The sequence below is a fragment of the Arenibacter sp. F20364 genome (assembly GCF_023015905.1).
Lineage (GTDB): Bacteria > Bacteroidota > Bacteroidia > Flavobacteriales > Flavobacteriaceae > Arenibacter.
This window is the reverse complement of sequence record NZ_JALKBD010000008.1, coordinates 156,452-178,171: the sequence shown is the minus strand read 5'-3', so window position 1 is coordinate 178,171 and position 21,720 is coordinate 156,452. Positions and strand designations below refer to the sequence as shown.

Here is a 21,720-nt window from a genome sequence, read left to right as displayed (position 1 = left end):
CACTTATCAGGTTTGGGAATGAACCTGACACCTTTATACCTAATACCTGGATATTTCAAAATCCGATCAACCTTCCTCCACTAGCAGCAGAACCGTAAAAATAATTCTTAAATCCGTTTATCCCTGAGCCAAGACTATCGGGAAATCTTTAGATTGAAAAACAAAAAATCGTTAAATAATGTACAATTCGAAACTAATTTTTTAAATAATCCGTTCTAGAAGCCCCTTTGTGATAAAAACTATATTTTTGTAAACTTAAAAATAACCAATTATGACTTTACTTTTAATGGCAGCCGGTAGTGGCAGTCGATATGGCAAGCTTAAACAATTTGATGACCTGGGTCCAAAAGAAGAGTTCCTAATGGAGTTCAGTATTTATGATGCCCTTAAAAATGGTTTTGACCACATCGTTGCCATTACAAAAAAGGAAAATGTAGAATTTTTAAAAGAGCACTTATCCAGCAGATTACCCAAAAGTATAAAATTGGATGTTTTGGCACAGGAAGTAAACGATCTTCCGGAAGGCGTAACTTTTACAGGTGAAAGGACCAAACCTTGGGGTACGGCGCATGCAGTATGGACCGCTAGAAATGTAATTAAGGGACCTTTTGCCATTATTAATGCGGATGATTATTATGGTAAAAATGCCTTTGAAAGTGCTGCCAGCTTCATTAAGGGGAATGGTAACAAAGAGACCTTTGGCCTAATTGCCTATATCCTTAAAAACACTTTGTCAGAGCACGGTTCTGTTTCAAGGGGAGTATGTAAATCCGAAGGCGGCAAACTAACTTCCATAAACGAATACACTAAAATAGAAGCTCAAGAAAATGCTATTATTGATTTGGACTCAGGCACCAAATTTACTGGGGAAGAATTGGTCAGTATGAACTTTTGGGTTTGTCAACCTTCTATTTTTCAGTTTACTACGGATTACCTTAGAGAGTTTATAGGAAACAAGGACAATCATGCCAAAGGGGAAATATACCTTCCGTTCGCCATAAAAGAAATGATTGCACAAAATTTAATAGATGTAGACGTAATTCCTTCCGCAAGTCAATGGTTTGGAGTAACATACGCCAGTGACAAGGAAGTGGCAGTTTCAGAATTACAGCGCATGACGGACAATAATGAGTATATCTCCCCACTATGGGAAAATGTTTAGAATAGTTGATCAATGATTGCAAATAAATATGACGAACTGAACGAGCTGTTACAAAACTTCTCCATAGACAGGAAAACCTATGAGTTCCAAGGCATAAACCAAGGCTATATCAATGACACCTACCTAGTCCTGGACAACAATTGCCCATTGTACATTCTTCAAAGGGTAAACCACAATGTCTTTAAGGATGTTCATGGCCTAATGGGCAATATTGCCAATGCGTTTGAATGTTTGCAGGACGAAGATTACACGGCCATTGAACTATTAAAAACTGAATTGGCCAGTTCCTATTTTAAGCATGAAAATACGGGATATTGGAGGTTGATGACCTACATCAACAACACTACCGCCTATGACAATGCTACTGATGAGCATATTGCTTTCGAGGCCGGAAGGGTAGTTGGAAAATTCCATCAACTTCTTGCAGATGCCCCTTTGGAAAATTACGTGGATACTATACCCCAATTCCATGATCTTGCGTTAAGGCAAAATCAATTTAAGGAATCCATTTTATCCGCCAAAAAAGAAAAACTGGAAACGGCCAACGAAGCCATAACTTTTGCTAAGGAAACTTTGGAAAAACTAAAAGTATTGGACAATTCCAAGTTGCCATTACGGGTTTGCCATAATGATACCAAGTTAAACAATATCCTTTTCTCCAAAGAAGAAAATAAGGCCCTTTGCCTTATAGATTTAGACACCATTATGAAGGGATATTTTTACTTTGATTTTGGCGATGCCATAAGAACTGTTGCCAATACGGCTGCTGAGGACGAACAGGACCATGGGAAAATTACTTTTGAAAGACCCTTGTTCGAAGCTTTCGTAAAGGGCTTGGAGAGTAACGGCCCTTTTTTATCCAAGGAGGAAATAGACCTTCTGCCCTGGGGAGCTGTATTTATGCCTTTCATTCACGGCTTAAGAGCCCTCACCGACTATTTGAACAACAATGTCTATTACAAGGTATCTTACGAAAACCAGAATTTGGACCGCTGCTTGAGCTTATTCGATTTTACCAATAAGGCTCTTCAAGAAATAGGGTATATGACCCAAGTAGTAAAGAAAGGGCTTACACCCAAAGTTTAATTCTTTTGAATACCGGCGGCGATTAAACCTTCTTGGTGGAATCCCTAACAATTAGGCTGGTTTTAATCACCTTGGTAGTACAATCCATATACTCCTTGCTCTCAATCCTTTCAATAAGGACCTTGGCCGCCGTTTCACCAATATAAGTACCGTGCTGACTTACCGCGGTAAGTGCCGGGCTTACGTAGCGCGATAATTTGCCATTGGTAAACCCTACAACGGAAAGGTCTTCCGGCACTCTATACCCCCTTGCCTTTATCAGTCTCAATACCTCCACCGCCGTAATTTCATCCAAAGCCATTATGCCATCTATAGGCTTATAATTTAACAAAAATGTCACAAGAACTTCCAGATCGTCCTCCTTGCCCACCCTCAGAATTAATTTATCATCAAAGGGAAAACCAGCCTCTTTCAATGCTTTTTTATATCCCTCTACCCGCAATTTGCCAACGCTGGAATGGTCAATAGCGGTAACCAGGGCAACGGTGCTACAACCTAGATTTAAAAAATATTTGGTGGTTTTATAACCAGCCTCAAAATCATCTACCACAACCTTGTCGCATAAGATTTCATCCGATACCCTATCGAACATTACCAAGGGAATCTGTTCGTCCAATATGTTTTTAAAATGATCTAGCTTATTTTTAAATTGTGTTTCCTCCGCCATGGATACTATCAATCCATCTACTGTACCACCTCCAAGAAATTCGAGAGTTGCAACCTCCTTTTCATAGGATTCGTCACTGATACAGCTAAGCAAAATATACCCCCGTTCATTAGCTACTTTTTCGATTCCCGAAAATACCTGTGTAAAAAAATAATTTAGAATATTGGGCACCACAACCCCAATGGTCTTAGTTTTCCGCTGCAATAAACTCAAGGCCACTTTATTGGGCCTGTATTTATTATCCTTGGCAAACTTCTGGATTTTAGCCTTTAATCCATCACTAATTTCATGGCTATCGTTGATGGCCTTGGAAACCGTTGAAATGGAAACACCAAAATATTGGGCTATTTCCTTTAAAGTTATTTTTTTCATAGATCTACAAGATAGCCTTATTTAGGCTAAGGTCAACCAAAGATCAGAACAACTTATTTAGGCTTGAGCTATTGATTCCTCTGTCTTTGCTTATGCAAAGACACCTCCCTTTGGCCAAAGGGAGGAGCTATAAATCCAATCAAATTTTACATTTGCACTATGGCCCATCAAGTAATTTATAATGGTTAGACCAAGAAACTAAAATCCTAAATATATTGGTTAATGATATTCTCGAAGAGTTCTTGTTTTCCACTCTGCAACTTCAGCTCTCCATTATCCTGAGCTATTTTATAAAGAGCCTCCAAATTCAATTTACCATTCTCAAAGTCTTTCCCATTTCCAGAATCGAAAGAACTGTATCTTTCCGAAAGCATCTTCTCATAGGCTGAGGAAGAAATTATCTTATCCGCAGTGAGCAAACCACGGGCAAAAGTATCCGCCCCTCCAATATGCGCATGGAAAATATCATCCAAATCGGTTGAATTCCTTCTTATTTTGGCATCAAAGTTTACACCACCCCCTTGCAATCCGCCGGCCTTAAGGAATACCAACATCGCCTCGGTAGTTTCTTGTATATTGTTTGGAAACTGATCGGTATCCCATCCATTTTGATAATCCCCTCTGTTGGCATCTATACTACCCAACATTCCCGCTTTGGCCGCTACGGCCAATTCGTGTTGGAAAGTGTGCTGGGCCAAAGTGGCGTGATTTACTTCTACGTTTATTTTAAAGTCTTTCTCCAATCCATATTCACGAAGAAAACCTATGGCCGTGGCGGAATCAAAATCGTATTGGTGCTTGGAAGGTTCCATAGGCTTAGGCTCTATAAAAAAGGTACCTTTAAAACCTTGGGCCCTGGCATAATCCCTTGCCATGCCCAAGAATTGTGCCATATGGTCCAGTTCTCGTCCCATATCGGTATTTAAAAGGGACATATAGCCTTCCCTTCCTCCCCAGAAAACATAATTCTCACCACCTAGGGCAATTGTAGCATCCAAGGCCAATTTTATCTGCCCGCCTGCTCTGGCCACAACATTAAAATCAGGGTTGGTAGCAGCACCGTTCATGTAACGTGGATTGGAGAAACAATTGGCCGTCCCCCACAATAATTTGATCCCGGATTCGGCCTTTTTCTCTTTCAGATAATCGGTTATTACAGATAACCGCTTTTCAGATTCTGCGAAAGTGGCTGCTTCCTGGATAAGGTCAAAATCATGGAAACAAAAGTAATCAAATCCCATTTTACTGATAAACTCAAAGGCAGCATCTGCCTTGTCCTTGGCCGCTTGTACCGGGTCGGTAGCCTGATCCCAGGGAAAATTTTGGGTTCCTGGACCAAACGGATCGGCTCCCTGCCCACAGAAGGTATGCCAATATGCTATGGCAAACTTAAAATGTTCGCGCATGGTTTTCCCAGCTACCACCTGATCTGGATTGTAATATTTGAAGGCCATAGGATTATCTGATTCCTTTCCTTCAAATTTAATGTCCCCTATTCCCTTAAAGTATTCCTTGTTTCCAATTATTGCCATCTCTTTGTTATAATTAATTAATGATTAGTTCCAATTCTTTTTTCCAATTTTCATAAGCCTTTTGATATGCTTGCTTGTCCTTTAAAGGCACAAAGGTCATTACATGGTCGTTCTTGGTAATATATGTTCCAAATTTTTCAAATCCTCCCTCATTGATACCTGCAGCCCTGGCCGCACCAATTGCCCCTGTAGTATTATAAATTTCAATGTCCTGTGACACTAATGTTGATATAGTATTTGAAAATATTTCAGACCTAAACAAATTATCATTTCCGGCACGCATTACATCAATTAAAATTCCGTCCGATTTCAGGATTTCCATGCCATAGACAAAGGAAAAGGCTATACCTTCCAAAGCCGCCCTACAAACATGTGCCTTGGTGTGATTATTAAGGTTGATGTTGACCAGTCTGGTTCCAATATCCTTATTGTTGAGCATACGCTCTGCTCCGTTTCCAAAAGGAATTAGACCTACTCCGTCAGAGCCCACCGGAATTTCTGAAGCCAAGGAGTTCATTTCCTCGTAAGAATCCACATCCAGATTGTTCAATAGCCAGCGGTACTGAATTCCAGCACCATTGATATTCAGTAATTTCCCTACTCTTGGATTCTGCTTGCTGTAGTTGACGTGGGCAAAATTATTCACCCTGGTGCTTTCCTTTCCCGATAGACTATCGGTAACCGCATAGACCACTCCGGAGGTACCTCCCGTGGCCGCAACTTCACCTGGATTGAACACATTAAGGGCCAAGGCATTATTGGGTTGATCCCCTGCCCTGTATAATATAGGTGTGCCTACTGCCAAGCCACTTTCTTCCGCTCCCTTGGCATCAACTTTGGATTGAAGCCCAAATGTATCCACAATATCCGGGATAAAGGACTTGGGAATACCATAATGCTCCAAAAGCAGATCTGCTACCGCATCTTCTTTGAAATCCCAAAGGATACCCTCCGATAATCCGGAAATAGTAGTATTGATAACATTGGAAAAACGAAAAGCTATATAATCTCCCGGCAGCATTAGTTTGTCTGCCATCTTATATAGTTCTGGTTCATTTTCCTTTACCCATTTTAATTTAGAAGCGGTAAAGTTTGCTGGGGAATTCAACAAATGGGACTTACAGATGTCCTCCCCAATGTCAACATAGGCCTTCCGTCCTATTTCCACTGCACGACTATCGCACCAAATAATAGATTTCCGTACGGGCTCTCCCTGCTTATCTACCAATACCAGTCCATGCATTTGATAGGCAATGCCTACCCCTGTGATCTGATCCTTATCAATTTGGTACTTTTGTTTTATTTTTTTAATGCCCTTACAAACATGTCCCCACCATTCTTTGGGATCCTGTTCTGCCCAGCCATTTTTCAACGCCAACATTTCCATTTCCGTTTCCGGCTCCTGTACTACCCCAACACTTTTTCCAGTAGCCATCTCCACCAAGGCCACTTTTATTGAAGAGCTACCAATATCCAATCCCAAATAATACATATATCCCAATATTTTAGAGGATAAATTTCCAATATGAAAATTTATGAAGATCCAATCAAATATATTAAAATCTATATCACCGTCTTCATTTTTTCCCACGAGGAGTAAAAATTCACAGCAATAAAACAAGACTATAAACCAGAAAATTTAATTGTAAAAATCTATTAAACAATTAGTTACATAATTTTCGTAAATGTGCGAAACTTTTCGAAAACGCTTTCGTAGAATTTGGGATTGCCGGTGAGCTTTAATCCTTTAACAGTATTGGATTTAGTCTTTAAAAACCTACCTTTTGAATTTATTTCTCCTTCTTGCCCACCAATCCTTTGGTGAACTCGTTCAAGGTTTCCACTTTTTCCTCGAAGTCGCCTTTTATTGTTTTCCTGAATTCATTTAAATTTTTCACCAGATCATCTATATTCTCAGGAATTACATCCTCAAAAAACTGTCTCAGTCGTTTGGCGGTTGTAGGCGACTTACCATTGGTGCTAATGGCTACTTTTACATTGCCCTTGGTCACTATTCCGCCCATGTAAAAATCACAAAAAGGCGGGTTATCTGCCACATTCACAAGAATATTCCTTTCCCGACAATCGTAATAAACCTGTTCATTGACCTCCACTTTATCTGTAGTGGCAATGACCATATGCCGCCCATCCAAGTACGATTTCCTATAGACATCCTTAGTTATTTTCACTTGATGCTTTTTGGCCAGTTGCAAAGTATCATCCAAGAATTCCGGTGCTACCATTTCGACCTGGGCATGGGGGCTTGATTTTAGCATAAAAGTCAGTTTTTCCAAACCAACATTACCCCCTCCTACAATAAGTATGTTTAGCTGAGATACCTTTAAAAAAATAGGGTACAATTCATTCCTTTCCATAGTTCCTTCAGTATTATTCATTTTAAATTGTTCAATACAATGGCTTTGACCTTTAAAACGGCGTTCTCCATAGTTAGTAAGCAATCCCTTCAAAGATAAGGCACAAAATCAAAGTCAATCTTATAATTTTGACAGATTTTATATCAGGAATCCGTCCTTTTGTTAATAGAGTGGAATATCCGGGATTTTTTTTTAATTCCATTGGCAAAAGCCCTACTTTCGATTTCCAAAATTAAACTCAACAAAATAAGGGCTATTTCACTATTACCTGCCTAAATATTAATAGTCTAATACGTGCTGATTACAACTCGACTAAAATGATGAACTACATTAAAATGAAAAATCAAATTCTATCCCTCTTGCTACTTAGCACCTGGATAATTAACGCACAAGAACCCGTAGATTACGTTAACCCCTTGGTGGGCACTGATTCCAAGCCGAGCATGTCCAACGGAAATACTTATCCGGCCATAGCCATGCCATGGGGTATGAACTTTTGGACCCCTCAAACTGGAAAAATGGGAGATGGCTGGGCCTATACTTATGCGGCCGATAAAATAAGAGGCTTTAAGCAGACCCACCAACCTTCCCCTTGGATGAACGACTACGGTCAGTTTGCCATTATGCCACTTACCGGAAAATTACGCTTTTCGGAAGACGATAGGGCCAGTTGGTATTCGCATAAATCCGAGATTGTAAAGCCTCATTACTATAGTGTTTATTTGGCCGATCATGATATCACCACTGAAATAACCCCTACCGAGAGAGCTGCCATGTTTAGGTTCACCTTTCCGCAAAATGATAATTCACATGTAGTAATCGATGCCTTGGACAAAGGTTCCTTTGTGAAAATTATCCCGGATGAACGCAAAATAATAGGATACACTACCAAGAACAGCGGTGGGGTACCTGATAATTTTAAAAACTATTTTGTGATGGTCTTTGATAAGGATTTCGAAGCCACCAAGACTTTTAGTGGAGAGCAACTTCTTGAAGGTCTGGATATTGAAACCGACCATGCAGGTGCCATCGTAAGTTTTAAGACAAAGAAGGGCGAAGTTGTGATTGCCAAAGTAGCCTCTTCTTTTATTAGCTTGGACCAGGCCGAATTGAATTTAAAGGAGCTTGGCACCGATAATTTCGACGCCCTAAAGGAAAAAGGACGGACTGCTTGGAACAAGGAGTTGGGAAGAATTAGGGTAGAAGGTGGTAGTATTGACCAATTCAGAACCTTTTATTCCTGTTTGTATAGATCATTATTGTTCCCCAGAAAGTTCTTCGAATATGACGCTAGCGGAAATGTAGTGCATTACAGCCCTTATAATGGAAAAGTATTGCCAGGTTATATGTTTACGGATACAGGGTTTTGGGACACCTTTAGGGCCCTTTTCCCCTTTCTCAACCTTATGTACCCCGAACTCAACTCCCAAATACAAGAGGGATTGGCCAATGCCTATAAAGAAGGTGGCTGGTTGCCTGAATGGGGAAGTCCTGGCTTAAGAAATGTCATGGTCGGTAACAATTCCGCTTCCGTTGTAGCAGATGCCTATTTAAAAATTGGGAACCACCAAAAATATGACATTGCAACCTTGTACGAGGCCTTGATCCATGGTGCCAATAATGCCGGTCCCCTAACAGCTGTTGGACGTGCAGGTGTAGACTATTACAACAAACTGGGTTATGTGCCTTATGATGTGGACATCAATGAAAATGCAGCAAGGACCTTGGAATATGCCTATGACGATTTTACGATCTATCAATTGGCAAAAGCCCTGAACAAGCCTAAAAAGGAAATCAACCTATACAAAAAACGCAGCCTAAACTATAAAAATCTTTTTGACCCAGAGACAAAATTGATGCGGGGGAAAAATGAGAACGGTGATTTTATGGATCCCTTTAATCCTTTTAAATGGGGGGACGCCTTTACCGAGGGCAATAGCTGGCATTACACTTGGTCCGTATTTCACGATATTCAAGGCTTGGCAGATTTAATGGGCGGTAACCTGGCCTTTGCCGCTAAACTGGATGAAGTTTTTTCACTACCTCCTGTTTTTGACGAGAGTTATTATGGCTTTGTAATCCACGAAATACGGGAAATGCAGGTGGCCAATATGGGGCAATATGCCCATGGCAACCAACCCATACAGCACATGCCCTATTTATATAATTTTGCAGGCCAACCTTGGAAGACCCAATATTGGGTGAGGGAAACTATGGATAGGATGTACACCCCAGCACCCGATGGCTATTGTGGCGATGAGGATAATGGCCAGACCTCGGCCTGGTATGTTTTTTCCGCTATGGGCTTCTATCCAGTATGCCCTGGAACAGATCAATATGTTTTGGGCGCACCCTTGTTCCAAAAAACAACCCTATTGCTGGAAAATGGCAAGGAAATCAATATCAATGCTCCAGACAACAGTGTCGACAACAAATATGTAAATAGTCTAAATGTGAACGGAAAAGCACATTCCAAAAACTGGTTGAGCCATAAGGAATTGACGCAGGGAGCGGTTTTGGATTTTGACATGACGGATACTCCCAATAAAACTAGGGGAACCCAGACATCCGATTTCCCATATTCCCTATCGAATGAAAAATAAAAGACACATTAAAATTGAAAGAGCATAAGGGTCAACTCAAAACTGTCTTCTACCAGGTATAGATAGACATTTTTAATTTAATATTTTTTTGAATTAGGATTTTTGGAAAAACTTAGCACCAAGTTAATTTCCGACCCATTTATGTTTTGTGTTTGTCCCGTCTTGAGAAATCAAAAACGGCGGCCCTTTTAAATAGCATTAATTGCAAAAGGACCGCCGTACCGATATCTCTCCCCTATAGCGGGGTACTGGATTTTTTATGATGTTCTTACCTGTCCATTGCCAAAGACATAGTATTTATTGGTAACCAATTGTTCCAAGCCCAATGGTCCCCTATGGTGCAATTTGTCCGTACTAATGGCCAATTCTGCACCCACTCCCATTTGGCCACCATCGGTAAACCTAGTGGAGGCATTGTGATACACAGCCGCACTGTCCACTTGGTTCATAAATTCCATGGCCAGGTCGTTATTTCTAGTCATGATGGTCGCCGAATGGCCTCCTGAATATTTATTGATCTTTTGCACTGCTCCGTCAAAATCCTCTGCAGCACCTACAACGCATTTCATCGCCAAAAATTCCTCATACCAGATAGATTCATCATCAATAATCGTTGAATCGGTAAGTACCTCAGCCACTTTTTCATCCACTAGAACAGAAACACCTTGGTCTTTCAGAATTGTTTCGAGTTCCTTAATTTTATTGGAGTAACCATCTATATTAACATCCACCAGTATTTTATCCAGTGCATTACAAGCCGAAATCTTATGGGTCTTTGCATTAAGGATTACCTCCAAACTTTGTGCCCAGTCGGCCTCTTTGTCTACATATAGGAAATTATTTCCCCTACCACTTACCAATACCGCACATTTGGCATGTTCCTTAACGAAAGAGATCAACCGTTCGCCTCCACGAGGAACGATCAAATCCAACTTTTCCGTAGGATTCCTCAAGAACTCTTGGGTTTCCTGCCTATTCATATGCAGTAGTTGGATCCAATCGGCTGCCAAACCATTTTCTTCCAAGGCCAAGTGCCAGCATTTCTCCAAGATAATATTACTATTAATAGCCTCTTTTCCTCCCTTCAACAAAATCCTATTATTGGCTTTAAAGGCTAAAACCGCAGCTTCAATGGTTACATCGGGTCTGGATTCATAAATAATCATTATGGTGCCAAAAGGAGCTGTTTTATTTTCAATTTTCAGTCCGTTTTCCAGGGCTTGTTCCGATTTTACTTTTCCAACCGGATCATCTTGCTGTAGAACCTCCTTGATAGCTGCTATCATTCCATCTACCTTTTTATCGTCCACAATCAGCCTATCGTACATGGCCCTGTCCTCTTTGTCAAAAAGATCAAGATCTTTCTGATTGGCGGCTATTATTTCTTTCCTTTTGCTATCCAAAATCTGCATCATGGATTGCAATACTTTATTTTTAATATCTGTATTTAATAATTTCATGCGATTAATTTTTCGTTAGCTTATGTTATACCGTAATCTTGGTTCCCACGCTCTTTCCTTCCACGATATCCAAAATAACCCGCTTTCGTTTACCATTGGCAATATAGGTCGGGATATTCTTTGAAGCGGTCTGCTTAGCTATGTTAAGCTTGGAACCCATGCCCCCTCGACCTTCTGCTTCACCTTTGTCTATGGTTTTAATATATTTTTCCACATTTTCGTCTACGCTTACATTCTTTATCACTTCCGTATCCTTATCATCGGGATGCCCTGTAAATAATCCGTCTGTATCGGTTAAAATTATCAGTTTATCCGCTTTTGTAAGTTCCGCAACAAGACTTGCCAATTCATCGTTATCAGAGAACATGGAGTTGGTCAAGGAAACAGCATCATCTTCATTGGCTATCGGCACTACACCTTCCGCCAATAGGCCTTCATAACAGTTGATCATATTATCGCGATGGCTTCCAGGGTTAAAATCCCTTTTTGTAGCCAAAACCTGGGCACACTTCATTCCATAATCCTGGAATATATTGTAATAGTGGCGCATCATTCTGGGTTGCCCAATGGCCGAATACACCTGTCGTCTGGTGGCCTTGTCCGTAATATGGCTCTCGCCCATGACTTCCATTCCGGCAATTACCGATCCTGATGAAACCAAAACCGACATTATATTGCGTTCGTACAATTCTGCTATTTGTTGTACCAAATGATCCAAGACAGGCTTAACTATCCTATTGTCTTTATTGGTCATTACATTGGTACCTACTTTTATAACTACTCTCTGTTTATACATATTATTTGTCTTTGCCTAGTTCAACTGCTCTGTTAAAAGCAGAATAGGCCGCTTCTTTTATCAGTTCCTTTACATTATTGTCTTCCATGGAATCCAATGCAGCCCTAGTGGTCCCTCCCTTGGAAGCTACTCTTTCCATCCAAGAATTGGGAGAAAGGTCGGATTGATTGAATAAATCTACTGCACCTTCAAATGTCTGACTGACCAACACCTTGCTATCATTGGCCGAAAAGCCCATTTTTAAGGCCGCCTCCATCATACTTTGCATAAAGTAAAAAACATAGGCCGGACCACTCCCGGAGATTCCCGTGGAGGCGTCTATGAATTTTTCCGAACTTACCAAAATAGATTTACCTGTTGTATCCAATAAATTTTCAATGGTCAATAATTCTATTCTTGATACTTCGCTGGAAGCCGTATAAGAGGTTACCCCCTTACCTATTTGTGCCGGAAGGTTCGGCATAGCCCGGACAATTTTATTGATCCCAAGCCCCTCTTGCATCGATTTTATAGTCACACCGGCCATAATTGATATAACAATTTGCCCGCCCTTGACCAAATTTTTCATTTTCTTAAATAAATCCTCACTATGGTAAGGTTTAACCGCAATAAAAATTAAATCTGCTTTGGGTACGCAATCCTCTAAATTTTCATGAACTTCAAAATGTAGGATCTTTTTTAAGGACAGAGTCTTTTCCTGGGAACTGTCCAAAATCATTAAATTTCTTTTCTTCAACAGTTTTGATTTCGACATAGATTCCGCATAGGTCAAGCCCATGTTTCCCGCCCCAATTACTAATACTTTCATGTATTGTTTTTAAGTTTATATTTAAATTACACCCCCAATTGTACAATAACCATGCGATTACCCCATTAAGATTATAGAGTTTTACTGTTGATCCTTCTTTGTCATAGATAAAATCTATACTCTGGCGATAACCTAAGCTATACTGAGGATTGGGATTTCCGAAAAAAACAAAAAAAATTAGGGATTTGGGCCTATAGACAAATAATGTACTCTTTTAAGACCTGACAAAATGGTGTCAAAACAAGACATGGCAGGGTGGGAAACAACCAAAACCAAATATTGAAATTTGCAATAGTCGCCAGCAATAGGTTTATTTATCCGGAATGGATAAAATATCATTTTTTGGAGGAATATAGCATTCACCCCCAAGCCCTAAATACTCATGAGATCTATACTATTTAATGCAGGAAGTAAATTTTCAACATAATTGCCTGCTCATTGAACTCATTGGAAACGCCATGGGGAATAGAGCCATCAAAATAAAGTAGATCTCCTTTTTCCAATAACACCTTGTCCTTTTTAAGCAGGTAATTAACCTTACCACCAAGTACATAGATGAGTTCATTGGCATTGGTTGAGATTGGCTTTCGATAAGCACCAGCAGCAACACTAACAATGTAAACCCTAATACTACTATCGGAAGAAGGAGTAGATAGTAGGTGCGTATACTCAAGATTAACGGAATCTTCCCTGTCTTCCTTTATCCCTGTTCCATTTTTGATTACGATGTAATCTCCAGTAACATTGGACGATAGGTCCAGCTCGGACAGATCTATACTAAGCGTCTGCATTATTTTTAATAGCACTGGTAAAGATGGCGTGGTTCTTAAATTTTCAATTTTAGAAATAAGCCCAGCGCTAACACCAGTTCTTTTTGCCACCTGTTGCAAGGTCAAATCCCTCTTCTGGCGGGCCAATTTTAATTGCCTACCTATGTTTATTAGAATGTCATCCATTTAGCTACTATTGGTCATTTGCAGGCATCAATTTGCCACAATGACATTTAATATAGCAAAAATAGACAATTAATTCAATTGAAAAACACTAAAAACAGCTGCGTGATCCGAAGGGAACATAACTGGGTGGTAATCGATTACTTTGGATTCCAAAACGTTCAAACCTTTTCCTTTATAATAAATATAGTCGATTCTATCCCTTAGTCCGTATTTGTCCGAAGAGGTGGCGGCTCTTGGAGTCCATGTAAACCCGGGATCCAGTAAAGGATTAATGTGCAATTCACGATAACTATCTTTAAATCCGGCAAGGTACATTTCCTTACTCTCTGGCCATTCCACTACCTTTCCACAATGGAGATCCTTGGTTTCCTTTATCCAATCAAGATGTGACCCCATATTAAAATCGCCTACCATAATTACAGGGGTTTCAGCTGTATTTTTTAGATACGGTGTTATACTTTTTAAAATTTCCTTTATTTCACCGTGGCGTGTATTTTTCTCATCCGCTATCAAGTCTTTTGGACTTTTGTTCTCTGTTATAATGCTTTTGCTATAATCAGGCAAATAATGCAGCCAGGTATCAAAAAAGATCAATTCTTTGGAAGTGCCCATATTTAATTTAACCCCACCAAAATTAAATGGCTTAAAAATTTTAATGGTTTCAGTAATAGGATAACGACTCATTATAGATAAGTTGGAACTTATCAGATAAAAGTAATAGCCCAAGGAATCAGCAATTATTTCCCCGGAGCCATAAGTTTCTATTAGTCCAACAATATCCGCATTGGTAGCCTTAATGGTTTCGATGACCCGTTGTACTCCTACCTCTTTGCCATATCTATGCCCTCCGTGCCAAATATTCCAGGTCATTACTTTAATATGTTGGGCATCTAAGTTTGTTTGGGTCGTTTCAGCAGTTTGTCGATATTGGTCATACAATTCTTTAGCGATTTCAGAGTCAATTGTCGTATCCCATGCCTTTATTTCATCTAAAAAGCCATTGAAGGCATTCCATTGTCCATAGGACCCATATTCCCATTTTTCATCGGAACCTCCGATAACTGTAGCCAATTCGGACTCCAATCCTTTTAGCTCCGGCATATTATATATGGCCACGTTCTTGCCATCAAAATACACCCAAAGCTCATCTTTATCACGATCGATACTAATTAAAATCTGATGCCAACGTCCATCGTTAATTCTTTGTCTTTCCGGAGTGGGCCTATAGTCATATCTATTCTTCCCATCGCTGAGATTTAAGGCCCAGGCTCCATTCTCCTGGGTATATATTTGCCAACCCATGCTAGAAAGCTCATCGGTATTTTTATTTCCAGCAATAACGGCCCCCATTTTGGCCTTGGCCAAGGTTTTTACCCAGATTTGAACACTAAAGGACGATTGTTCGGTAAGTACAGGAAAACTGTCTTTATTCAATTTTACAGGTCTCCTCAATGAGGCGTTTGCTGAAAGATCAAGAGCATAGCCGGACAACCCCTCTGCAAATTGAGACTGCTGAAGATCTACCATGTAAATCGCATCGTTTTTAGAAATGATTTTTTCCTCAAAGCCATTGTCATCAAAATCCATTTGAAGAACTGGTTGTTGCGATATTGCCAAATGGCCGATCAGGAAAATGATAAGAATGGGAGCAAACTTAACAATTTTACCATATAGCCCTCTAGGGCAGTGCGCCAAGGGCTTTAATTTATAATTATACATTAATATCCCTGAACTTTGGACCGACTTACAAGAAATTTGATTCATTTAAGTTTCTGATTTTATAATTTGATCTCATTTTATACTTTCTTCCTAAAGCCAATACTCCTATCACTAATCGATGCGGAAAGTCTTGGCGCATCGGGGTGGCCTTTTTCCATTGGGGTTGGACGTACGAATTGACTTTTGCGTCCTTCAATTGAAATTTTACCACTGGGATCCAGGGTTAAAAAAGCAAAAATAGAATCCTCGTACATGGCCCTACTACCATCGGAACCATAGCCTTCTCCGACATAAAAATAGGAAGCACTGTTCATTTGAAAATAATGGACGTTATTAATATAACTGTGATCGTCCACGTGATGGTGCCCACAAAAACAGGCAATAACTTTTTGGAAATCCGTTCTATTATTGGCATCGTTGATCACTTTCCTAACCTCAAACCTACTGGGAGAGGACCAACCGTCCCAAATTTCGTCAAAAGCCTGATGGGAAAATATTATCGTCTGTTTATCCGTTTTTTCCAAATCCTGCTTCAACCATTCAATTTGTTCTGGGTTTACCAAGCTTCTGTTCTGTTGATCAATATAAAAATTGGCATTGCCATAATCCTCATATTTCCCATCTTTCAGTATATAATTTCCATCCATTACCACAAAATGAAAGTCGCCCTTATCAAAGGAATAATAATTACTCTCCATCCCGAAAAAATCCATGGCTTCCTTCTTGGTAACCTTGTCCATATCATGGTTCCCCAGCACATGATATTTTTCACCCTTGTAGGTGTTCCAAAGATCCATACACTCCTGGGCTTCTTTCGTTGCAAAGCAAAAATCCCCTCCCTGAATAATAAAATCCAATTTTCGGGAAGATGCCTCCTTTATAAAGACCTGCAAACGCTCAAGACCGTCTGTACAAAAGCCGTGATGGACATCGGTTATAAAACCAATATTGACCTTATTTTTTTTGATGATTTCATTTTTAGGTGCAAAGGCGTAAGCCCCAACATTCCCCAATCCCATTGCCAAGGTTCCCAATCCCATCTTGGCCATAAAATTACGACGTCCTTTTTCTTGATTTTGCATTATATTCTTTCTTGATTGTTTAACCACTTACCTTATTGGATCTGGCAGCGGCACACTTGTTCAGCCATTCTTCCCCAAAGGGATCTATTCTGCCAAATCTGGAAATTTCAAATTCCGAAAAATCGAGGGGGTTTGGCCTTCCAGCTGCTATTTCAGCAATGCCGAGCCCTACCCCGCCTGCAACGGAAATCCCTGCACCACAACACCCTGAGGCCACCAAAAATCCCGTTGTCCCGGGCACAGGCCCCAATATTAATTGGGAATCCGGGGTGTAGCCAGAAAATCCCGCTATATAGTATTTTATTCCTATATCATAAAAAGCAGGAAAAAAACGGGCAAGTCGCTCTCCATTTTCAAATAGATCATTCATCCCTTCATCGGCACTAAAAACGAAATCCGTTATATCCTTAGGCACCATTTTAGGGGAAGTCACCAATGATTTCTTCTCACGTATCCCAAAAAGCAACCCCCCTCCTTCCGGGCGAACATAGGCCTGGGCATCCGGCAATAGGACCATGGGGGAATCCAAGGGGAAAATATCAGCGCGTTCGGTGATCCAATATTGACTCCTTACTGGGGCCATAGGCAAACCAACTCCCATTTCCATGGCAAATATCGGAGCCCAAACACCTGCTGCGTCCACCACAGTTTCTGCATATATTTCTCCTTCCCTTGTCTTTACACCTTTTACATTTCCACCCTCATGGATCAATCCAATAACTTCTACCCCCTGCCGAATCCCGACACCTCTATTTTTTGCGCATCTCGCAAAAAATGTCCCTAACATATAAGGGTCGCAATATGCTTCATTGGGCACAAACCCTATTTTCAGGGCCTCGTCCACCTTTAACCAAGGGGCTTTGATTTTAGCTTCTTCCTTAGTGACAAAATAAGCTTGCTGATCGTATTCCTTTGCGATCACCATAAGTTCTTCCAGGTCCTTCACCGTGGCTTCACTGGCCGCCACATGCATCATACCAACTACTTTGAAGTCGAGTGATTCCCCTAGTTCCTGCTCCATTTCCTTGGCCACCTTAAAGGTCTCCATTGTAAGCGGAATATAAGAACGCTTGGAACGTACCATGGTCATAAGTGCAGCTGCCCTACTCGTAGCGGCGTTGTTAAGTTCATTGCGCTCTAAAAGTATTACTCTTTTTTCTGGATTATTTTTGCTGTAGTAATAAGCAATGGCACAACCAAATATACCCCCTCCGATTATTACCAGATCTGTCGTTTTCATTGACTTATTCTTCATTTTCCAATATAATCCCCACTGCTTTTGTCGAATTACCTCTGTCCCTTTTTATTAAAATTCCTTTCCTTACCTTAGGACCTACCAACTATTCCTTGGTTTCAAAAATGGTCATCGGCACCTCTCCCGTCCAAGAAAGAGGAATATTTTTACAGCCAAACAGATAAGATATGGTCATAGCCGTATTAACAGAATTATTAGGTTCCGTTAACATTTCCCCCTTTCTTATTCCAGGGCCAGTTATGGCCCATGGCACTTCCAATTCCTGACGGGTTACACCCCCATGACCTTTTTCGGGTACACCGCCATGGTCTGTGAAGAACATAAAATGTGTATCCCCGTAGAGACCTTCATCCTTAAGTTTCTGTATAAACTTTCCAATATGCACATCTGCCTCTTCTATAGACGTAATATATTCCGGGGACATCCAACCATGATTATGTCCAGCATGATCCGTATGTACAGAGTAAAGAAAAACCATGATAGGATCCGACTTGTTATCAACGATAAAATCGAAAGCCTTTCCATAATTATTTTGGTATTCATCATTCCCTTCAAAACTTAATTCATCGATATAGTGAGGGTTGAACGAATTGATCAATTCGGCCCAATTGTAATAGAAGGCTGTCTTTACGTCTGGAATAGCTTCTTTCAATATTTTAAAAATGGAAGGATAATATCCGTCATCATCATTATCAATACTTGGTAAAATCACTTTTTCTTTTGTCCACCCATTACTTAATACACCATGCTGTTCCGGACCGCTTCCAGTAAGGTGGGAAGTCCAATTGGGCAGGGTCACCGAGGGCATAACATTTCTGGTGGTCAAGGACAGTACCCCGTCTGCCATAAGCGCATCCATATTTGGGTGTTTTGCTGCTTTATAGCCATCCACACTTATACCGTCCAAGCCAATGGCAACAACGCGTTTTGTAAGAACCCTATTTTCTAGAGCTACTTTTGAAGTATTACAGCTGCCCAACAACCAAATAAAACTCCAATAAATGATCAAATTTTGTTTCCTTATCATCTTCTATATTATTTAACTCGATAATCGAGATTAAAATGCTCCGACGCTTGCTTGCCCGAATCCATTTAGGCGGGCCTGCCCGTTCCATTCAGGTGGGCATCGAAATGTTATTAGTAGTCTCCTTCTGATGCCTCAAGGGCTTGCCCTGGGGCAAAAGACTTAAATCGATAATTATTCCCTGACTTCAATTGATATAAGGCATTAAAATTTTTATATCAGCGCCTCACAAATAATATTATCAGAGCACTAAAAAAACACATCACGGCAGTTACCACAAAAACTATATTTTGTTCTCCAGTAACATCTATCATATATCCTATAAAGGGCTCACCTGCCCCTGCAAAGGCATAGGCAAAGGTGTTCATAACCCCTACTCCCGTACCCGACCTTTTAACTCCCAACAAATCCGGACTCAGGGGCCAATAACAGGATTGTGGGCCATATACCAAAAATCCGGCCGCAAACATTAGCACTAAACCCCCAAGTAAATTTTCTTTGGGCACCAGATAAACCATTAATATGACCACACCTGCCAAACCCATTGAAAGCGCTATAGGTCTGGACCTATTGGAATTAAAGACCCTATCCGATAATTGTCCAAAAAAAATAGTGCCCAAGGCCATCCCCACTGGAAGGGCCAAAGCAATCCATAAATTGGCGTTTTCATTTAATTTTGTTCCCAAATAATAAAGCGGCACCCATACCAGAAGCCCGTATCTTGCCATATTTTGAAAGCCAATAGAGATACATGCCAATATGAATTTTTTGTTACAAAGAACCTTTTTGTACCGTTCCAAAGAGCTTTCATTTTCTTTGGGCAAAACAAAGGCCGTGTCACCTTTCACGGGTTTAAAACCAGCATCTTCCGGTTTATCCCTAACCACGAAATAAAAAACACCACAGCCCAAAAGAAGTAACAATACCGGCAATCTAAAAAGCCACCGCCAATCCACTCCATAAATGTCCAACATTATTATGGACAACAAATAAATGAGTACCGAGGAGCACCCAGCTGCAAACACGTAAAAACCAAAAGCTTTTCCTCTCTCCTTCCCACCCCACCAATTGGCTACCATGCGGCTCCCTGGAGCCCAGCCCAATGATTGTGAAAAGCCATTCAAGGCCCAGAATACTACGATCATCCAATAGGCGGTTGCAAAACTTGTAGCCCAGTTCATAAGTACCGAAAGGACGCCACCTATCACCATCATCCGGCGTGCACCAAACTTATCGGCCAAATTACCGTTAATAAATTGTCCTATTCCATAAGCCCAAAGCATGGCGGCACCAGCCCAGCCAATATATTGTTTCGCTACATTAAATTCAAGGGCTATACCTTGAATGGCCCAACCGAAATTCTGTCTGCCGGTATAGTAAAATAGGTAGCAGAACATAACTGCAAACAACATTTTCCATTGGTGCCTTCGAAAATTTTGATTTGTATTTTCTATAGGATTCATTTATGTTTTGGTTTTACCGAGACCCTAAACCAATGTTGTTTTTTTGCCTCCATTACGGCCTCTTCCAAATTTTCCAAGTTAAAGGGCGGACTCACAAGTTCACCAAAAGGGAAGTTCCTATGGTTTCGTTCCAAAAAGTCAATAGCTTCTTCCAAATGCCAAGGGGCATAATTATGAACACCCCTTACGGTAAGGCATTTTCTAATAATTTGCTCTGCCGTGATGTTCAATTCAGAATCTGGATGTACCAACCCGACAAGGACGTATTCCCCACCCGGCCTTAACAAACTTATTCCTTGGGGAATCAATTCCTTGACTCCGGCAACCTCAATTATGGCATCCGCTCCATCTCCAAGCCTGTCCAACAAAAACGCGGTTGCCTTTTGCATATCCCGGCCATCGACAGGGACTGCTCCAAATTTTCCAATAATGTCAAAACGATCCAAATTGATATCCGAACAATATATCTCGCTAACGCCCATTTCCTCTAAAAGTGCACAGGCATAGACCCCTAGAAGCCCCCCTCCCTGAACTACTACTTTTTTGGGTACTTTTTTTAATTGGGACACAGCATTTACCATTGTTGCAAGGGCGCAATTGGCAGGTGCCGCCATAGGGTTGCTGACGACCTCCGGAACCTTCACCAAATGTGTACCCCGTCTAATATGGATGATGTTGGAATAACAGCCATTTAAGCCACTACCCTTGTTGATGGATGCGTGGCCATACTTAAAAAGTTCATGGCATTTTTCCGGTAGTCCATAATCAGTACATGCAGCACATTTCCCGCAACTATCCGCAATGGTCCAGGTTACCCTATCCCCAATTTCAAAACCTTTCCTGTCATTAATGCGGATTATTTCACCAACTGCCTCATGACCGAGAATACACGGAACATCCTCTTTTCTTTTCCCTTCAATGGTATGTAGGTCCGAGCCGCATATGGTAGATAAAAGTACCTTGACCAAAACTTCACCGGAATTGAGGTTTAATTCGATTTCTTTTTCTTCGTAATTAAAGGACTTTCCGGCCTCCTCAAAAATCTGAAATTCAGTTTTTATTAGCTTATCTTCCTGCATTGGATACATCAATTTTTACATCTAGCATTATCATATGCGTCAGCAATTTTGTTATTATAATTTTTTAAAATGATCATTTTGTCAATTATCAATTTCAAACACTCTGGTTATTAGGAACACAATAAAGCCAATTGCCCAGTATTGGCCTAATCCCATATATTATTAAATGGTAAAAAAATAAACCATTGAATTATTGAGACCTTAGATTTTCCAGTCGCTTTAATTCATAATGTCACCAATACAATTCTGTACTTTTCCATGGTACAATATTTCTTTTTCCG

General features: G+C 40.5%; 17 protein-coding genes. 3 read left to right on the top strand and 14 right to left on the bottom strand.

Going from position 1 to position 21,720, the window contains the following annotated elements; translation table 11 throughout:
- The first annotated feature begins 271 nt into the window (after positions 1 to 271).
- Positions 272 to 1,162 (top strand): sugar phosphate nucleotidyltransferase, encoded by an 891-nt coding sequence (locus MWU84_RS08785; protein ID WP_246900718.1) that lies wholly within the window; start codon positions 272 to 274, stop codon positions 1,160 to 1,162.
- Between the two features lie 12 nt (positions 1,163 to 1,174).
- Positions 1,175 to 2,248: an aminoglycoside phosphotransferase family protein gene (locus MWU84_RS08780; RefSeq protein WP_246900716.1), complete on the top strand. Its 1,074-nt coding sequence runs from the start codon at positions 1,175 to 1,177 to the stop codon at positions 2,246 to 2,248.
- A gap of 22 nt (positions 2,249 to 2,270) precedes the next feature.
- Here MWU84_RS08780 and MWU84_RS08775 read toward each other — a convergent pair whose 3' ends face one another.
- The 4 genes from MWU84_RS08775 to MWU84_RS08760 all read right to left on the bottom strand — a co-directional run bounded on the left by MWU84_RS08775 (position 2,271) and on the right by MWU84_RS08760 (position 7,194).
- Positions 2,271 to 3,287, bottom strand: a complete 1,017-nt coding sequence (locus tag MWU84_RS08775; RefSeq protein ID WP_246900713.1) for a LacI family DNA-binding transcriptional regulator — start codon at positions 3,285 to 3,287, stop codon at positions 2,271 to 2,273.
- A gap of 206 nt (positions 3,288 to 3,493) precedes the next feature.
- Positions 3,494 to 4,819, bottom strand: a complete 1,326-nt coding sequence (xylA, locus tag MWU84_RS08770) for a xylose isomerase (RefSeq protein ID WP_246900712.1) — start codon at positions 4,817 to 4,819, stop codon at positions 3,494 to 3,496.
- Between the two features lie 13 nt (positions 4,820 to 4,832).
- A complete protein-coding gene (locus MWU84_RS08765; RefSeq protein WP_246900770.1) occupies positions 4,833 to 6,311 on the bottom strand; it encodes an FGGY family carbohydrate kinase in 1,479 nt (492 codons plus the stop codon).
- Positions 6,312 to 6,609: 298 nt separating this feature from the next.
- On the bottom strand, positions 6,610 to 7,194 hold the full coding sequence (locus MWU84_RS08760) for a bifunctional precorrin-2 dehydrogenase/sirohydrochlorin ferrochelatase (RefSeq protein WP_246900768.1): 585 nt from the start codon (positions 7,192 to 7,194) through the stop codon (positions 6,610 to 6,612).
- A gap of 335 nt (positions 7,195 to 7,529) precedes the next feature.
- Between MWU84_RS08760 and MWU84_RS08755 the strand changes: the two genes are divergently transcribed.
- A complete protein-coding gene (locus tag MWU84_RS08755; protein WP_246900710.1) occupies positions 7,530 to 9,797 on the top strand; it encodes a GH92 family glycosyl hydrolase in 2,268 nt (755 codons plus the stop codon).
- 257 nt (positions 9,798 to 10,054) lie between these two features.
- On the opposite strand, the gene MWU84_RS08750 is transcribed toward MWU84_RS08755, so the two are convergent.
- The 10 genes from MWU84_RS08750 to MWU84_RS08705 all read right to left on the bottom strand — a co-directional run bounded on the left by MWU84_RS08750 (position 10,055) and on the right by MWU84_RS08705 (position 21,439).
- Complete coding sequence (locus MWU84_RS08750; protein ID WP_246900708.1) at positions 10,055 to 11,257, bottom strand: glutamate-5-semialdehyde dehydrogenase; 1,203 nt, start codon at positions 11,255 to 11,257, stop codon at positions 10,055 to 10,057.
- A gap of 25 nt (positions 11,258 to 11,282) precedes the next feature.
- Positions 11,283 to 12,053, bottom strand: a complete 771-nt coding sequence (gene proB, locus MWU84_RS08745) for a glutamate 5-kinase (RefSeq protein WP_246900705.1) — start codon at positions 12,051 to 12,053, stop codon at positions 11,283 to 11,285.
- Between the two features lies 1 nt (position 12,054).
- Positions 12,055 to 12,861, bottom strand: coding sequence for a pyrroline-5-carboxylate reductase (gene proC, locus MWU84_RS08740; protein WP_246900702.1), 807 nt, complete (start codon positions 12,859 to 12,861; stop codon positions 12,055 to 12,057).
- A gap of 398 nt (positions 12,862 to 13,259) precedes the next feature.
- Complete coding sequence (locus MWU84_RS08735) at positions 13,260 to 13,817, bottom strand: XRE family transcriptional regulator (protein WP_246900700.1); 558 nt, start codon at positions 13,815 to 13,817, stop codon at positions 13,260 to 13,262.
- A gap of 69 nt (positions 13,818 to 13,886) precedes the next feature.
- Positions 13,887 to 15,581, bottom strand: a complete 1,695-nt coding sequence (locus MWU84_RS08730) for an endonuclease/exonuclease/phosphatase family protein (RefSeq protein ID WP_246900698.1) — start codon at positions 15,579 to 15,581, stop codon at positions 13,887 to 13,889.
- Between the two features lie 32 nt (positions 15,582 to 15,613).
- Complete coding sequence (locus tag MWU84_RS08725; protein ID WP_246900696.1) at positions 15,614 to 16,618, bottom strand: metallophosphoesterase; 1,005 nt, start codon at positions 16,616 to 16,618, stop codon at positions 15,614 to 15,616.
- 19 nt (positions 16,619 to 16,637) lie between these two features.
- Positions 16,638 to 17,858 (bottom strand): FAD-binding oxidoreductase, encoded by a 1,221-nt coding sequence (locus MWU84_RS08720; protein ID WP_246900694.1) that lies wholly within the window; start codon positions 17,856 to 17,858, stop codon positions 16,638 to 16,640.
- A 100-nt stretch (positions 17,859 to 17,958) separates the two neighbouring features.
- On the bottom strand, positions 17,959 to 18,900 hold the full coding sequence (locus MWU84_RS08715; protein ID WP_246900691.1) for an alkaline phosphatase: 942 nt from the start codon (positions 18,898 to 18,900) through the stop codon (positions 17,959 to 17,961).
- Between the two features lie 215 nt (positions 18,901 to 19,115).
- Positions 19,116 to 20,360: an MFS transporter gene (locus tag MWU84_RS08710; RefSeq protein WP_246900689.1), complete on the bottom strand. Its 1,245-nt coding sequence runs from the start codon at positions 20,358 to 20,360 to the stop codon at positions 19,116 to 19,118.
- Positions 20,357 to 21,439 carry a zinc-binding dehydrogenase gene (locus tag MWU84_RS08705; RefSeq protein ID WP_246900687.1) on the bottom strand — a complete coding sequence of 361 codons (1,083 nt, stop codon included), beginning with the start codon at positions 21,437 to 21,439 and terminating at the stop codon, positions 20,357 to 20,359. The genes MWU84_RS08710 and MWU84_RS08705 overlap by 4 nt, the downstream gene beginning before the upstream one ends.
- Between the last annotated feature and the right edge of the window lie 281 nt (positions 21,440 to 21,720).

Bases quoted from the DNA above. Each gene is read 5' to 3' on its own strand.
- MWU84_RS08730 (WP_246900698.1), bottom strand. From the start codon at position 15,581: ATGAATCAAATTTCTTGTAAGTCGGTCCAAAGTTCAGGGATATTAATG.
- xylA (WP_246900712.1), bottom strand. From the start codon at position 4,819: ATGGCAATAATTGGAAACAAGGAATACTTTAAGGGAATAGGGGACATT.
- proB (WP_246900705.1), bottom strand. From the start codon at position 12,053: ATGTATAAACAGAGAGTAGTTATAAAAGTAGGTACCAATGTAATGACC.
- MWU84_RS08780 (WP_246900716.1), top strand. From the start codon at position 1,175: ATGATTGCAAATAAATATGACGAACTGAACGAGCTGTTACAAAACTTC.
- MWU84_RS08705 (WP_246900687.1), bottom strand. From the start codon at position 21,439: ATGCAGGAAGATAAGCTAATAAAAACTGAATTTCAGATTTTTGAGGAG.
- proC (WP_246900702.1), bottom strand. From the start codon at position 12,861: ATGAAAGTATTAGTAATTGGGGCGGGAAACATGGGCTTGACCTATGCG.
- MWU84_RS08775 (WP_246900713.1), bottom strand. From the start codon at position 3,287: ATGAAAAAAATAACTTTAAAGGAAATAGCCCAATATTTTGGTGTTTCC.
- MWU84_RS08725 (WP_246900696.1), bottom strand. From the start codon at position 16,618: ATGCAAAATCAAGAAAAAGGACGTCGTAATTTTATGGCCAAGATGGGA.
- MWU84_RS08755 (WP_246900710.1), top strand. From the start codon at position 7,530: ATGAAAAATCAAATTCTATCCCTCTTGCTACTTAGCACCTGGATAATT.
- MWU84_RS08710 (WP_246900689.1), bottom strand. From the start codon at position 20,360: ATGAATCCTATAGAAAATACAAATCAAAATTTTCGAAGGCACCAATGG.
- MWU84_RS08785 (WP_246900718.1), top strand. From the start codon at position 272: ATGACTTTACTTTTAATGGCAGCCGGTAGTGGCAGTCGATATGGCAAG.
- MWU84_RS08750 (WP_246900708.1), bottom strand. From the start codon at position 11,257: ATGAAATTATTAAATACAGATATTAAAAATAAAGTATTGCAATCCATG.
- MWU84_RS08720 (WP_246900694.1), bottom strand. From the start codon at position 17,858: ATGAAAACGACAGATCTGGTAATAATCGGAGGGGGTATATTTGGTTGT.
- MWU84_RS08765 (WP_246900770.1), bottom strand. From the start codon at position 6,311: ATGTATTATTTGGGATTGGATATTGGTAGCTCTTCAATAAAAGTGGCC.
- MWU84_RS08735 (WP_246900700.1), bottom strand. From the start codon at position 13,817: ATGGATGACATTCTAATAAACATAGGTAGGCAATTAAAATTGGCCCGC.
- MWU84_RS08715 (WP_246900691.1), bottom strand. From the start codon at position 18,900: ATGATAAGGAAACAAAATTTGATCATTTATTGGAGTTTTATTTGGTTG.
- MWU84_RS08760 (WP_246900768.1), bottom strand. From the start codon at position 7,194: ATGGAAAGGAATGAATTGTACCCTATTTTTTTAAAGGTATCTCAGCTA.